Source organism: Pseudomonas sp. NFACC56-3 (genome assembly GCF_900100025.1).
Classification (GTDB): Bacteria; Pseudomonadota; Gammaproteobacteria; order Pseudomonadales; family Pseudomonadaceae; genus Aquipseudomonas; species Aquipseudomonas fluorescens_AA.
In genome coordinates, this window is sequence record NZ_FMTK01000003.1 from 422,542 (window position 1) to 437,159 (window position 14,618).

A 14,618-nucleotide genomic window follows, 5' to 3' on the forward strand; every position below is an offset into this window, starting at 1 on the left:
GGACCACTCGCGCTGTCGTCTTGTCTGGCTGTGGGTTTGGCGCGAGCGGGTTTTAATGGCTCCGCCGGGCGCCGTTATTCAAACGGTGCCTTCATCCAAGGACTGGAGCCTGTACATGATCACCTATCCATCGCTTCAACGATCCCGTTCAACCCCAGCAACAAGGCTGCCGCCACCGGTCCTGGCAGCGGCCAGGGACGGGGTGATCAATCCCGCCTGGCGCAATGCCGTGGTAACCGTCAAGCCTTATCCCATGATGACCTGCGGGGATGAGGTGTTGCTGCGCTGGCACGGCCTCAACAACGATGGCGGACCCTACCGGCATGAAGTGGCCGGGTTCGTCACGGAACGGCAAGTGGGGCGAGACGTCGTGTTCGTCGTGCGCGAACCGCATATCGCCGAGTTGGACGGCGGCTCGCTGGAGATCTCCTACCAGGTGACGGGCAAGCGGTTGCCGGCCACACTGTTTTCGGAACACCTGCAACTGGAGATCGGCGATGCATCGCCGCAACTGCTGCCTGCCATTGCCAACGATGCGGTGAGGGGCAGCCTCGATCCGAGTCGGGTGCCTGAAGGCACGTGGGTGAGCATTCGGCCCTACGCCAGGATGGCGGTCGGCGATCGGCTGATCCTGACGGCCAGCAAGGATTTCAAAGCGCTGTGGCGCGATGTGCTGGACATAGAAGCCCATGCGGTGGGCCGCGAGGTATCGCTCTGGATCGATCATGCGCTGATCGCGCCCCATTCCGGACACGACCTGGCCCTGACCTATGTCGTCAGGCGTGGACACTCGGTGCGTCGGGCTGAGCCCTTGTCGTTGCACATCGGGCCGCTGCAGCGCCCTGCGTTGAAGGCCCTTCAGATTCGGGAGATGAACGACGGCTGGCTGGAGGTCGACGATCTGCAAGAGGGGGTGACGATTGTCATCGATGATCCCGGGCTTGAGGCGGGCGAGCTGGTCTGGTTGCAGTGCAATGGCAACTCCGCTTATGTGCTTGAGCGCGAAATCACCGAGGCCACGGCAGGTAAACCGCTCATGTTCGTGATTCCCGCAAGTTACTGGCAGGACCAGCGCGACAGGTCGGTGAGCGTGTTCTATCAGGTCGAGCGCCTAGATGACGTCAGCCAGCGCTCCGAGTGGGTGACGGTCCGGGTGCGTTCCAGCACGTCGGGCTGAGGCTAGTCCCGCGCAATCCTTGTGGGAGCGAGCTTGCTCGCGATGACAGTGTGTCAGGCAACACCAAGGCCGGCTGAGCTGACGCCATCGCGAGCAAGCTCGCTCCCACATAAGGGCCCCATGCTGTTCCCGGGTTCCCGGGGACGGTGGGTTCGGGACCTCAGGCTGGCAATTGCAACCTGCGATGGGCCTCGCGCAACAACTGCTCGGTGGACTCCCAGCCCAGGCAACCATCGGTGACCGAGACGCCGTAGCGCATCGACGGGCCCAGCGGCTGGCAGCCTTCGAACAGGTGGCTTTCGAGCATCATGCCGATCAGGGAGCGATTCCCTTGCAGCCGTTGTTCCAGCACGTCATTGAACACCTGCGGCTGACGCAGCGGGTCCTTGCCGCTGTTGGCGTGGCTGCAGTCCACCATGATCCGCGCTGGTATCTTGAGGCGGGTCAGGTCGCTGTGTATCTGCGTGACGCTCTGGCGGTCATAGTTCGGTCCGCGATGGCCGCCGCGCAGCACCAGGTGGGTGTCGGGGTTGCCTGGGGTCTGGATGATCGCCGGATGCCCCTGGCTGTCGACGCCGAAATGCCGATGGGGATGGGCGGCGGAGCGCATGGCGTCGCAGGCGATGCCGACCCCGCCGTCCGTGCCGTTCTTGAACCCCACCGGCATACCCAGCCCGCTGGCCATCTCCCGGTGGATCTGCGATTCGGTAGTGCGAGCGCCAATGGCGACCCAACTGAGCAGGTCATCGAAGTAACTGGCGGCCATGGGTTGCAACAGTTCGGTGGCGACGGGCAGGCCCAGTTGCAGCATTTCGCGCATCAACTCCCGGGACAAGGTCAGGCCGGCGGCCATGTCGTCGCTGCCGTCCAGGCCGGGATCGTAGGCCAGGCCTTTCCAACCTACAGTCGTGCGGGGCTTTTCCACGTAGGCGCGCATGACCAACAGCATGCTGTCGCTCACTTCGTGGGCCACGCGAGCCAGGTTGGTGGCATATTCGAGGGCGGATTCGGGGTCATGGATCGAGCAGGGGCCGACGATGACCAGCAGGCGGGCGTCCTCACCGTTGAGGATCGCGCGGATGGCCTGGCGATGGACGCTCACTTGGTGGCTCAACGCGGTGCTGAGCGGCAATTGATGCTTGAGTTGCAACGAACTCGGCAGACGCAGGGTCAGGGCTTCGTTGGCAGGGTTGAGCGTGGACAGCGGCAAAGCAGAGACGGACGAATTCATGATCTGGCTTCCTGGACAGGCAGCGGGTTCGTTCCCGCGCCGGTCCTAGTGGGGTGTTCGACAATTGGCCGTATGGGCCCGCAATTGAGGCTTGCCACCGGTAGGTGACCGATCGGAGGCGGCAGGCTGTCCCGAGCGGTGGCTGGTAAATCGCCAGGCGGAAAAACTGTCGTAACGGTAATAAGTGGCGTAGTTCATGGCTCAATCCTCAAGTTGTCTGGTGCTGCAAATGTGTGGGGCCGGAAAAACAAAACCCCCGGTCGGGAGGCCGACCGGGGGTTTGGAAAACTCTGGAAGGCGACCCGTTTTAAAGTGGGCGCCGGTTGGGTATCAGGCGCGCCAGTGGCTAAACCAATACCCAAAATAAAAGCTGACCGGAGTTTGAACGCTGTTCGCCCGGGCAGCCGCAACCGAGCGCGGGGCGCTGATGGTTTGAAGCGGTGAGAGGGCGTTGAACATGGTCTGTCTCCGATGAATGGCCCTGAGCTTACTAGAGGGCAGGGTGGCGGTTCAATCAGAAAATTCTATCGAGGGCATGTAATTGTTCGCCCTGGCTTGAGTCCGCTGGGCTTTATGACAAACTTCAGGTTTGCACCGCCTCCCAGGGATGACCCATGACCGCTCCAGTCTTCGCCGCCGCCCAGTCGATTTCCGTCGCGGGAGACCTTCGCGTCAACCTCGCGTGTCATCAGCGTTTCATGCAGGCTGCCGCTGAGCAGGGGGTGCAGTTACTGGTATTCCCTGAACTGTCGCTTACCGGCTACGAACGCAGCCTGGCTGCGGATCTGGCGATCCTGCCGGAGGATGCCGTACTGCAACCGCTGCGTGACCTGGCGCAAGCGCTCGGCATGACCGCCGTGGTGGGCATGCCCATTCGGCTGTCGGCCGACGCTCCGGTGGTGATCGGCGCGTTGGTCCTCGCTGCCGACGGCTCCCTTGGGGTGTACAGCAAGCAGCATCTGCACCCAGGGGAAGAAATCGCCTTCGCCCCGGGCCACGGTGGCTCGATGCTGACAATGGGGCAGGATCGCATCGCCCTGGCGGTGTGTGCCGATTTTTCCCACGCCAGTCATGCTGCTGCGGCAGCCGGGCAGGGCGCTACGCTGTATGCAGCGGGGGTGTTGATCACCGAGGGTGGCTACGTGCCCGATACGACGTTGCTGCAAGGCTATGCCCGGCAGCATGCCATGACCGTGCTGATGGCTAATCATGGCGGCGTCACTGGAGGCTGGGAGTCGGCTGGCCGCAGTGCCATCTGGGGCCCGGACGGTTCGCTGCTCGCGGCGGCGCCGGGTACGGGCGAGTCGTTGGTGATTGCCCGCCGCGACGTCAACGGCTGGGGCGGGCAAGTCGTGCCGGTGACAGGGCTTCAATGAGGTCTTCATGAGTTTCGAGTGGCGTGCTGCAACGAACGGGGACATCGACTTCGCCCGGCAGTTGACCTGCGACAACATGCTTCCCTACTACCTCAGGCATGATTTGCTCTGGCAGGACGAAGCGTTCGACCTGGCCTGGATCATTCGCCAGAACTGGATAATCAGTCGTGAAGGCCAGGCGCTGGGCTTTGTCAGCCTCAGCCGTGATGCCCGGGCGTTGTATATCCGTGAGCTGCAGATCAACGAGGCGTTCCGCGGGCAAGGCGCCGGTACCTGGACGATCGGACAGGTTTGGGACCTGGTGGCGCTGGAACGGCGCCCGGCGCTGCGCCTGACGGTGTTCAAGGACAATCCGGCCAGGGCGTTGTACGAACGCATGGGCCTGCGTGTCGTGGGCGAGGACGAGTGTTTCCTGAGGATGCAGCGAGACGTCGGTGCTTGACGCCTCGGATGTCGTGCCGATAAAGATGTGCTGTAACTTTTATCTGTCCCTTTGCGCTAGGTCTGCGGGATGCTTTTTGCTAAGGTGTTGTGCAACCCAAATAAGACCAAATCGTGAGGTGTCTGCTTGATTAGGGTGTTAGTGGTCGATGACCATGATCTCGTCCGTACGGGCATTACACGAATGCTGGCTGACATCGACGGCCTGCAGGTAGTTGGTCAGGCTGAATCCGGTGAAGAGGCGCTGATCAAGGCGCGTGAGTTGAAACCCGACGTGGTGTTGATGGACGTCAAGATGCCTGGCATCGGCGGTCTTGAAGCCACGCGCAAGCTGCTGCGCAGTCACCCGGACATCAAGGTGGTCGCGGTAACCGTCTGCGAAGAGGACCCATTCCCCACCCGGCTGTTGCAAGCGGGCGCGGCGGGCTACCTCACCAAGGGCGCTGGCTTGAACGAAATGGTCCAGGCCATTCGTCTGGTTTTTGCCGGGCAACGCTACATCAGCCCGCAGATCGCCCAGCAGTTGGCGATCAAGTCGTTCCAGCCGACCAACGATTCGCCTTTCGATGCGCTGTCGGAACGGGAAATCCAGATTGCCCTGATGATTGTCGGTTGCCAGAAGGTACAGATCATCTCCGACAAGCTGTGCCTGTCCCCCAAGACCGTCAACACCTACCGTTACCGTATCTTCGAGAAGCTTTCGATCAGCAGTGACGTCGAATTGACACTGTTGGCGGTGCGCCACGGCATGGTCGATGCCAGCGCCTGAAAATGACTGAATTGTTTGATCCCAGCGCGTTCCTCTCCACCTGCAGCGGTCGCCCCGGCGTGTACCGCATGTTCGACAGCGAGGCGCGCCTGCTTTATGTCGGCAAGGCCAAGAACCTCAAGAAACGCCTGGCCAGCTACTTTCGCAAGACCGGCCTGGCCCCGAAGACCTCTGCCCTGGTGGGGCGCATCGCGCAAATCGAAACGACGATCACCGCCAATGAAACCGAGGCCCTGCTGCTCGAACAGACGCTGATCAAGGAATGGCGCCCGCCGTACAACATCCTGCTGCGCGACGACAAATCCTACCCCTACGTGTTTCTGTCCGACGGGGCGTTTCCCCGCTTGAGCATTCATCGGGGGGCCAAGAAGGCCAAGGGCAGGTATTTCGGCCCTTATCCCAGCGCCGGGGCGATTCGTGAAAGCCTCAGCCTGTTGCAGAAGACCTTCTTCGTTCGCCAGTGTGAAGACAGCTACTACAAGAACCGCACCCGGCCCTGCCTGCAGTACCAGATCAAGCGCTGCAAGGCGCCTTGCGTGGGGTTTGTCGAACCCCAGGTCTACGCCGAGGACGTGCGTCACTCGGTGATGTTCCTGGAGGGCCGCAGCAATGCGCTGACCGATGAGCTGTCGGCAGCCATGGAGGACGCGGCGGTCAACCTTGAATTCGAACGGGCCGCCGAGTTGCGCGACCAGATCGGTCTGCTGCGCCGTGTGCAGGACCAGCAGAGCATGGAAGGCGGCAGCGGCGATGTCGATGTGGTCGCGGCGTTCATCAACCCGGGCGGCGCCTGCGTGCATTTGATCAGCGTGCGCGGCGGTCGGGTGCTGGGCAGCAAGAACTTCTTCCCCCAAGTGGGTATCGAGGAAGACGTGGCCGAGGTCATGGCGGCGTTTCTGGGCCAGTACTACATCAGCAGTCCGGAACGGGACTTGCCGGCCGAGTTGATCGTCAACGTGGTCCATGAAGACTTCCCGGCCCTGATCGAAGCCATCGACAAGCTCCGCGGTCGTGAACTGACCATCAGCCACCGCGTTCGCGGCACCCGTGCCCGTTGGCAGCAGTTGGCCGTGACCAACGCCGAACAGGCCCTGGGCGCGCGCCTGGCCAATCGTCAGCACGTGGCGGCGCGGTTCGATGCCCTGGCCGATGTCCTCAACCTGGATGAGCCGCCGCAACGGCTGGAGTGCTACGACATCAGCCATTCCAGCGGCGAGGCGACCGTGGCCTCCTGCGTGGTGTTCGGTCCGGAAGGCCCGATCAAGTCCGACTACCGCCGTTACAACATCGAAGGCGTCACGCCGGGCGATGACTACGCGGCGATGCACCAGGCGCTGATGCGGCGCTTCGGCAAGCTGAAGGACGGGGAGGGCAAGTTGCCGGATATCCTCCTGGTGGACGGCGGCAAGGGCCAGTTGTCCATGGCCCGCGATGTGCTCAATGAGTTGATGGTTCCCGACCTGATCCTGCTCGGCGTGGCCAAGGGCGCGACGCGCAAGGCCGGTTTCGAGACCTTGTACCTGAACGATGCCGCCCATGAATTCACCCTCAAGGGCGATTCGCCAGCGCTGCACCTGATCCAACAGATCCGCGACGAAGCCCACCGTTTCGCCATCACCGGACACCGTGCCCGCCGTGGCAAGACGCGCCGCACGTCTACACTTGAAGGTGTGGCAGGCGTCGGCCCGACGCGCCGTCGCGACTTGTTGAAACATTTTGGTGGATTGCAGGAACTGTCTCGTGCCAGCATCGAGGAGATAGCCAAAGCACCCGGTATCAGTAAAAAGCTCGCAGAGTCGATTTATGCAAACTTGCATAGCGAGTAGAATGCCCGTCAACCTCGTAGCCAGTTGTGCCGATGAATATCCCAAACCTGATTACCGTTCTACGCGTCCTGCTCATCCCGATCTTCATATTGCTGTTCTATTTGCCGTACCACTGGAGCTACGTGGCCTCCGCCTCGGTCTTCGCCTTCGCCGCCGCGACGGACTGGCTGGACGGCTACCTGGCCCGACGTCTGGAGCAGAGCACGCCCTTTGGCGCGTTCCTCGATCCGGTGGCCGACAAGCTGATGGTCGCGGTGGCCCTGGTGCTGCTGGTGCAGGAACACGGCAACCTCTGGCTGACCTTGCCGGCGGCGGTGATCATTGGCCGCGAAATCGTCGTCTCGGCCCTCCGGGAATGGATGGCCGAGCTGGGGGCGCGCGCCCAGGTTGCTGTGTCGAACCTCGGCAAATGGAAAACCGCCGCGCAGATGCTCGCGCTGGTGATCCTGCTGGCCAACCCGTCGGATTTCAGCTTCTGGGTGCTGTTGGGCTATGCGCTGCTGCTCATTTCCGCAGGCTTGACGTTGTGGTCGATGGTCCAATACCTGCGCGCTGCCTGGCCGCATCTGCGGACGGATGTAGAGCCGAAATAAAACTTTTTTGAATCAAAGGGTTGACGGCGTAATCTGAACCTATAGAATGCGCCACACCAAGACGCGGGAATAGCTCAGTTGGTAGAGCACGACCTTGCCAAGGTCGGGGTCGCGAGTTCGAGTCTCGTTTCCCGCTCCAAATATTGCGCTGCAGAGTTCCACTGAATTCTGTAAGTGGTTGAAATCAGGGCCTTTAGGCCCTTTTTTCGTTCCAGCGGGACCACTTAAATCCAGCACTATCCGGTGCGTTTAAGTCTAGGATTGAGTCCAGAATCCTGACGAGCACTGAATCGGTTTGTTGCTGGAGCAGTTTGCGTAGCGAGATGAGCATCTGGCCCTGACTCTGTTCAGGAGCTCGCGATGGCACTCTCAGAAATGACAGTTCGGCATGCCCGAATCACCGGTAATGACTACACCCTCGGTGACAGTGATGGCCTCACACTCAATGTGACGGCCAGAGGCGGAAAAGTCTGGCTCTTCCGTTACTACTGGGCAGGCAAGCAGAAGCGCATGTCCCTCGGTAGTTACCCCCAAATTGGGCTTAAAGAAGCCCGTACCCGTCGTGATTGAGCCCGTACCTTGGTTGCCCAGGGCATCAACCCCTACGAGCATCGTAAACAACAGCGACTTGCTGTTCATGCTGCGAAGGAGCACACCTTCGAGGCTGTGTTCAATCAGTGGGTGGAGTTCCGCAGGCTAAGCCTGAAGGAAGGGCGCCAGAGCACGCTCTCGCAAATCTTAAGAATCTTCAATAAAGACGTCCTGCCCGTACTGGGTGGACGGTCTATCTATGATATCAATCGTCACGATCTGCTGGATTTACTGAGCAGGATCGAACAGCGCAAGGCCTTAACGACGGCCGAAAAATGCCGGACTTGGTTTAACCAATTGTTCCGCTATGCGCTGGTGAAAATCGAGGGGCTGGAACATAACCCGGCTTCAGACCTCGATGTGGTCGCGCTCCCCAAACCTCCTGTTACGCACAATCCATTTCTCCGAATGGACGAGCTCCCGGCATTGATGGCTGCTCTTCGAAACTACGGTGGCGCCAACCAAACTCGGCTTGGCCTTCGGTTGTTGCTGCTGACCGGTGTCCGCACGGGCGAATTGCGGTTGGCGACACCCGACCAGTTCGATCTGGAGAAGCGCTTGTGGGTCATACCGGCGGAAGTGGTGAAACAACTCCAGCTAGCGATGCGGAAGCCAGGTAAGCAGACTCAAAATGTACCGCCTTATATCGTGCCGCTGTCGGTTCAGGCGCTGGAGATCGTGCATCACTTGCTGGACCAGGTTGTTCCCGCACAGCGCTACTTATTGCGCATCGAAGCGATCTGAGCAAACGCATCAGCGAGAACACGCTGAATGGCGCGTTACGTCGGATGGGGTACGCCGATCAACTCACCGGTCATGGGATGAGGGCGACGATCTCGACGGCGTTGAACGAGATCGGATACCCGAAGGTGTGGGTGGATGCTCAGCTTTCTCATGCTGATCCGGATAAGGTGAGTGCGGCCTACAATCACGCGGAATACGTGGAGCAGCGCCGGACGATGATGCAGGATTGGGCGAACCGTTTGGACCTTTGGGGGCAGGGCCATCTAAAGGCGGCAAGTTCTCCGCTTACCATCCGATTGGAGGGGGCCGCTTCGTTGCTGTCGCTTGAAAACGTGAGCGCAAATTCCATTCAGTTCAACGGCAACTTTCCAATGATAATGGTCCCGGTGCCCGAGGCTTCGGTTAGCGACGAACCGGCTCTTATCGTGTCGCGCCAGTCGCCTGCCGTACCTCTCTCGGTTCCGACTGAAAAGCCGCATAAATCTCACGTGTCTGACATCCAGCGCGAACGCGCCGAGATGCTTGCCATCTACGAGGCCGCAAGTAATTTGCCATTATTGGTTTTTGCTAAATTGGCTGGCAAATCCCGAGATCAGATCAACCCAATGATACATCTTCGGAATAATGCCGTCGGATTATACCGGTTATCCATAAAGCGGATAACTCTCTTGGTAATTCCCGCGTATAGGATATTTCTTGCGTGTGTCCAATAAGCATTAACAACACGAACGCGTTTTTTATTGTGCCAGCCTGCGTTATTGGGTCACATCGCGTTGCTCGAAGGCAGAGACTGGCTGAAAGCTCACCGTTGAAGAACACGGTTATCCGAATAATGTATAGGGCCTATAGCCTCTCAGCATTATTCAGGGGGACCCATTGTTTTTACGATTGAGGGTAGGAGAATGATTTAAAAACCATGAGTCGGCGATGCTGCTACACCAAAAAAATATAAAAATCGAGGTGACTGCAATGAGCTTCTGGATAAAAAACAGTTGGTACGTTGCCATGGGGGCGGCCGACCTCAAGGCCGGACAATTGGTTTCACGCATGATTCTTGGCGAGCCTCTATTACTGTTCCGAGACGCTCAAGGCGAAGCGCGAGCGCTCGAAGACCGCTGCGCACATCGTGGTTCTCCTTTAAGTCTGGGTAAGATCACCGTTGATGGACGAGTGCGGTGTGGCTATACCTGCCCGGGTGCCCTGCGAAGCCAAGGCAGTGGTAGTTATGCCGGGCACTTCCTAACGCCTGAGACGGAGAACTCAACCCTCTATCACTTTGTCGCTGTACCGCAGAACTTCACGCAGAGTAATGCGCAGACTCACGAACGAGTTACATTGAGATCGGCTGAGATTCGGCAGTTGGCGTTCGCCGGTCAAGACAAACCCATGATTCGCGCGCAGTACGAGAACGTCACGCGGACAGGTGGTCAAATGACACCGCGATTGTTATCTATCGACACTGGTGCGGTGCGGTGCGCTGGCGTCGTGTCTTGGAGCGTCTGCTCAAAGATGAGCAAGTACCCGATGCAAATGCCGGCTAACTAAATTAGCGCAGTGTCGTTATAGCCGCGTCCATTTTTTTGCACCTCGCAGCCTTCTATAAACTGCGCAGGGAAACCTGCGTCGATTCTTTCGGAACAGTCTCATGTCTTCTAAAATCGCGCCAACACCATATTTCGATGATGTAACAAACGGCAGCGCTCAGCCCGGCTGTTCCCTTGAACAGCAAACGAATCGCCTGAAAGTTCGGATAGCCAAACGATTCAACGAAGCAACCGACATCTGCACGTTCGAATTGGTCGACGTGAAAGGTGGTTTGTTGCCTGTTTTTACGGCCGGCTCACACATCGATGTGTACTTGCCCAATGGTATCACCCGTCAGTATTCCTTGTTCAACGACCCATCAGAGCGTCACCGTTACTTGATTGCGGTGCTCAATGCCGAGGACTCCCGAGGCGGCTCAAAGACAATGCATGAACGGATGAAGGAAGGAGACACACTGTCGATCAGTGCCCCGAGAAATCACTTTCCGCTCGCACGTCAAGCGAAGCGCAGTTTGCTCCTAGCGGGTGGTATTGGAGTAACTCCTATCCTGTGCATGGCTGAGCGGCTGATGACTGAGGGAGCCGAGTTCGAGATGCACTACTGCTCGCGTTCCATCGACCGGACTGCCTTTGTCGAACGCATTCAGTCTTCAGCGTTTGGGCCCAAGGTGCAGTTCCATTTCGACGACGGCGCCCCCGACCAGAAACTGGACCTCGCTACCGTACTGGCGCCGGATCTGGCAGATACGCAACTCTACGTCTGTGGGCCCAAGGGGTTCATGGACGCGGTGCTTTCGATCGCGCGCGACAAAGGTTGGTCTGAGGAGGATTTACACTATGAGTTCTTCTCCGCTCAGCCCGTTGATACGGACAACGATAGCAGTTTCGAGGTCAAGTTGGCGCGTTCGGGCCGTATCGTTTCGATACCGAAAGACAAGACCATTGTCCAGGCTTTAGCTGAGGTGGGCATCGAACTGCCGACCTCATGTGAGCAGGGCGTGTGCGGTGCTTGCATCACGCGCGTGCTTGAAGGCGAGCCCGACCATCGCGATTTATATTTGACACCCGATGAACAGGCCAGGAACGATCAGTTCACGCCCTGCTGTTCCCGCGCTAAGTCAAAGTTACTGGTTTTAGATTTATGAGCTAGGTTTGGAAAGATTTTTGCTTCTAATTTTGTTATTCCATTGGGGAATTATGAAAGGGAGCGGCTTGTCAATGCAACCAGGAATTATGGCACATACCTTCAGGATTTTGCCTTGACCTGATTTCCAAATAAAGACTGGGAAGTATCCGTGGCGCCCGTTTTCTCTTTCAATACAAAGAATAAGGGTAATCAATATAAGTCAGGCAATCTCCTGGATATCGACTTCCTACTAGGCTACCGTCTACCTGTAATGCAAAAATTGCAAGTTGGCTTGGCGGGGTTCTACACCAAGCAATATACCGATGATCGACTAGGATGGCACGTTGTTGCGGATGGAAACCGCCTTCAAAAGATGGCGATCGGCCCACAATTCTTCTACTCGTTTAGTCAAAGTTCAGGTGTCGCGGTGAAATAGTTACATGAAATGCAGGTTAAAAATGGACCTAAAGGAAATTCAATGTGGATCGAGATTGCATTTCCATTGTAAGGTTTTTAACTGGCAAACGTTAGCCAGTGATATCTCATTAAGCTAATTGTGTTCAGGAATCTCGTGCGTTGCGACTGAAGGTGTCTTGAGAAACCGTGTCAGACGCTCTGTAATCAAAGTTAACACCATCGCAAGTACGCGCGATGTCTATCCAATATTCGGATAACGAGTATAGCGAGACAGCATTATCTGGATAGTGCCAGGATCGTTACCCTTGTTTCGTCGGCGTACTGGTACTCAGTGATACGACTTATATAACGGGAAGGAGGGTTTATGGGTATTCGTACCGGAGCACAGTTTATCGAAGGTTTGAAAAAACGCGGTCGCGACGTTTGGGTTAATGGTGAGTTAGTGTCCGACGTTACCACTCATCCGGCGTTCAGCGGTGCCGTAAAGCAACTCGCCAGTCTTTATGACATGCAGCATGACCCTGAGTTGCAAGAAAAACTGAGCTACCTGGTTCCTGAAACAGGTGAACGTGCCGCGCGGTCCTTCCAACCCGCACACAGTGTTGATGACTTGAAGAAACGTCGCGAAGCCTATCGCATCTGGGCAGAAACCAATTTCGGTTTGATGGGGCGTTCACCTGACTTTATGAATGTCACGCTGTTGGCTTTATGGGAGGCCCGTGACATGTTCGCCGAAGGCGGCCAACGGTTCGCCGACAATATAGTCAAGTACTACGAGTACATCCGCGACAACGATTTGTTTCTCAGTCATGCGTTGGTATCACCACAGAACGACCGCACCAAGCAATCTTCCGAACAGGCAAACATGCACCTGCGCGTGGTACGCGAAACCGAGGAGGGTATCTACGTAAGCGGTGCGCGCATGATCGCCACGCTCGGCCCTGTTTCCGATGAAATGTTCATGTACAACCTGCCTACATTCAAAGCGGGTGATGAGGATCACGCGCTAGTGTTCGCGGTTCCGACCCACGTCAAAGGCCTGCGTCAGATTTCCCGCGATCCCTATTACGTTGACGGTCACACGAGTTTCGACCATCCACTCTCGACCCGCTTCGAGGAGAACGATTCCCTGCTGATTTTCAAGGATGTATTCGTACCTTGGGAACGGGTGTTCTGCTATCGCAACATCGGCCTATCCAACCGTCTTTACGTTCAGTCGGGCATACGCAATCACACCGCCCACCAGACCAACACCCGTGCATTAATCAAAATGCAGTTCTCCGTCGGCTTGGCGGCGGCAGTGGCGCGCTCGATCAAGGCTGACCAATTCCTGCACGTACAACAGATGCTCGGTGAGTGCCTGGGTTATATCGAGCAGGTCAAGAGCGCGCTGGTTCGTTCCGAAGTCGAGGCGCAACAAACCCAGGTTGGCACGTTCCAGCCCAACCTGGCGCCGTTGCAAGCCATTCGGACTTTATTGCCAACAGCTTATCCACGAGTCATAGAAGTCCTGCAAACCATCGGCGCTGGCGGATTCATGCTGATGCCCAGCGGTGCCGACTTTGAAGCCCCCGAGATCGCTGAGGACCTTCACACTTATTACCAAGGCGCTGATGGTATGCCCTCGGTCGAGCGCGTGAAGCTTTTCAAGTTGGCATGGGATCTTGCCGGCGAAGCGTTCGGCCAACGTCTACTGCAATACGAGCGCTACTATGCCGGCGACCCTGTTCGCAACCTGGCTCTCAATTACCTCAGCAATAAGGATCCGAACCCGCAGCGCTTGGTCGACAGCGCATTGAAACTGGCCGGCCCCCCACAACCGGTCTCCAAGAAACTGTGTGCACTTAACAAATAAATATAAGACTGGAGAGATGACGATGACTGATATTCGACCTGTCAATTTTTCAAGCGTCTGGGCTGATCTACGCGGCGTTACCTTCTCGCAGGGTTTTTTGGACGCAGGCGGTATTCGCACCCGTTACATGAGTTCAGGATCACCCGATAAACCGCTGCTCTTGTGCTTGCATGGCGTAGGTGGCCATACCGAGGCCTACTCGCGAAATTTCGGTGCACACGGTGAGCATTTTTGGATGGTTGCAATAGATATGCTCGGCCATGGTTGGACTGACCAGCCAGCTATCGATTACCAAATCAAAGACTATGCCGCTCACGTCTTGGCTGTACTCAAGGCTCTTGGCCGAGACAAGGCGCACATCAGTGGTGAATCACTCGGAGGTTGGGTAGCAACCTATATCGCCGTGCATCATCCCGAAGTGGTGGATCACCTGGTACTGAACACTGCCGGCGGCTGGACCGCCCATCCCGAGGTGATGGCCCGTATCAAACAGTTGTCCAATCTAGCCGCTGAGAACCCAAGTTGGGAACGTATCAAGACGCGACTGGAGTTCTTGATGTGTGACAAAAGCATGGTCAGTGATGATCTGATCGAAACGCGCAGAGTGATTTATTCGCAGCCGCATTTCGACGACACAATGCGCCGCATCATGTGCCTCCAAGAGATGGATATTCGCCGTCCCAACATGATCACCGAAGAGCAATACCGCTCAATCAAGGCACCTACCTTGGTTGTTTGGACTTCCCATGATCCGACCGCTACTCCAGCCGAGGGCAAGGAGATCTCCGAGATGATCCCTAATTGCCAGTATGTAGTAATGAACCAATGCGGCCACTGGCCGCAGTTCGAAGATGCCGATGAGTTCAACCGGCTGCACATCGAATTTCTTCTCAGCTAAATCGCAGCATGAGCCGGTTCGATGGTCGGC

12 protein-coding genes, 1 tRNA gene and 2 pseudogenes are annotated in these 14,618 nt (G+C 57.5%); 13 read left to right on the forward strand and 2 right to left on the reverse strand.

The window, feature by feature from the left end:
* Positions 1-115: 115 nt before the first annotated feature.
* Positions 116-1,177 carry a hypothetical protein gene (locus BLO80_RS07210; RefSeq protein ID WP_256574148.1) on the forward strand — a complete coding sequence of 354 codons (1,062 nt, stop codon included), beginning with the start codon at positions 116-118 and terminating at the stop codon, positions 1,175-1,177.
* 160 nt (positions 1,178-1,337) lie between these two features.
* Here the strand turns inward: BLO80_RS07210 and BLO80_RS07215 are convergent, their stop codons facing one another.
* On the reverse strand, positions 1,338-2,408 hold the full coding sequence (locus BLO80_RS07215; protein WP_092327538.1) for a 3-deoxy-7-phosphoheptulonate synthase: 1,071 nt from the start codon (positions 2,406-2,408) through the stop codon (positions 1,338-1,340).
* A gap of 330 nt (positions 2,409-2,738) precedes the next feature.
* Positions 2,739-2,867 (reverse strand): hypothetical protein, encoded by a 129-nt coding sequence (locus BLO80_RS30190; RefSeq protein WP_256574149.1) that lies wholly within the window; start codon positions 2,865-2,867, stop codon positions 2,739-2,741.
* A 155-nt stretch (positions 2,868-3,022) separates the two neighbouring features.
* On the opposite strand from BLO80_RS30190, the gene BLO80_RS07220 reads away from it, so the two are divergent.
* From BLO80_RS07220 to BLO80_RS07275, 12 genes and pseudogenes are all read left to right on the forward strand, one after another.
* Positions 3,023-3,784, forward strand: a complete 762-nt coding sequence (locus BLO80_RS07220; protein WP_092327540.1) for a carbon-nitrogen hydrolase family protein — start codon at positions 3,023-3,025, stop codon at positions 3,782-3,784.
* A gap of 7 nt (positions 3,785-3,791) precedes the next feature.
* The gene (locus tag BLO80_RS07225) at positions 3,792-4,226 is read left to right on the forward strand and encodes a GNAT family N-acetyltransferase (protein ID WP_092327542.1); all 435 of its coding nucleotides are present in this window, start codon (positions 3,792-3,794) and stop codon (positions 4,224-4,226) included.
* A gap of 126 nt (positions 4,227-4,352) precedes the next feature.
* Positions 4,353-4,994, forward strand: coding sequence for a response regulator transcription factor GacA (gene uvrY, locus BLO80_RS07230; protein ID WP_003182764.1), 642 nt, complete (start codon positions 4,353-4,355; stop codon positions 4,992-4,994).
* A 2-nt stretch (positions 4,995-4,996) separates the two neighbouring features.
* Positions 4,997-6,820: an excinuclease ABC subunit UvrC gene (uvrC, locus tag BLO80_RS07235; protein WP_092170234.1), complete on the forward strand. Its 1,824-nt coding sequence runs from the start codon at positions 4,997-4,999 to the stop codon at positions 6,818-6,820.
* A gap of 32 nt (positions 6,821-6,852) precedes the next feature.
* Positions 6,853-7,413 carry a CDP-diacylglycerol--glycerol-3-phosphate 3-phosphatidyltransferase gene (pgsA, locus tag BLO80_RS07240; protein WP_092198777.1) on the forward strand — a complete coding sequence of 187 codons (561 nt, stop codon included), beginning with the start codon at positions 6,853-6,855 and terminating at the stop codon, positions 7,411-7,413.
* 63 nt (positions 7,414-7,476) lie between these two features.
* Positions 7,477-7,552 (forward strand) — tRNA-Gly (locus BLO80_RS07245).
* Positions 7,553-7,773: 221 nt separating this feature from the next.
* Positions 7,774-9,371 (forward strand): annotated as a pseudogene (locus BLO80_RS07250) (tyrosine-type recombinase/integrase); the annotation flags it as partial.
* A 304-nt stretch (positions 9,372-9,675) separates the two neighbouring features.
* The gene (locus tag BLO80_RS07255; protein WP_092327543.1) at positions 9,676-10,293 is read left to right on the forward strand and encodes a Rieske 2Fe-2S domain-containing protein; all 618 of its coding nucleotides are present in this window, start codon (positions 9,676-9,678) and stop codon (positions 10,291-10,293) included.
* A 100-nt stretch (positions 10,294-10,393) separates the two neighbouring features.
* Complete coding sequence (locus tag BLO80_RS07260) at positions 10,394-11,437, forward strand: PDR/VanB family oxidoreductase (RefSeq protein WP_092327545.1); 1,044 nt, start codon at positions 10,394-10,396, stop codon at positions 11,435-11,437.
* A 138-nt stretch (positions 11,438-11,575) separates the two neighbouring features.
* A pseudogene (locus BLO80_RS30565) lies at positions 11,576-11,854 on the forward strand (transporter); the annotation flags it as partial.
* Between the two features lie 345 nt (positions 11,855-12,199).
* Positions 12,200-13,690, forward strand: coding sequence for a 4-hydroxyphenylacetate 3-hydroxylase family protein (locus BLO80_RS07270; RefSeq protein WP_092327548.1), 1,491 nt, complete (start codon positions 12,200-12,202; stop codon positions 13,688-13,690).
* Between the two features lie 22 nt (positions 13,691-13,712).
* Positions 13,713-14,588: an alpha/beta fold hydrolase gene (locus tag BLO80_RS07275; protein ID WP_092327549.1), complete on the forward strand. Its 876-nt coding sequence runs from the start codon at positions 13,713-13,715 to the stop codon at positions 14,586-14,588.
* Positions 14,589-14,618: the final 30 nt, after the last annotated feature.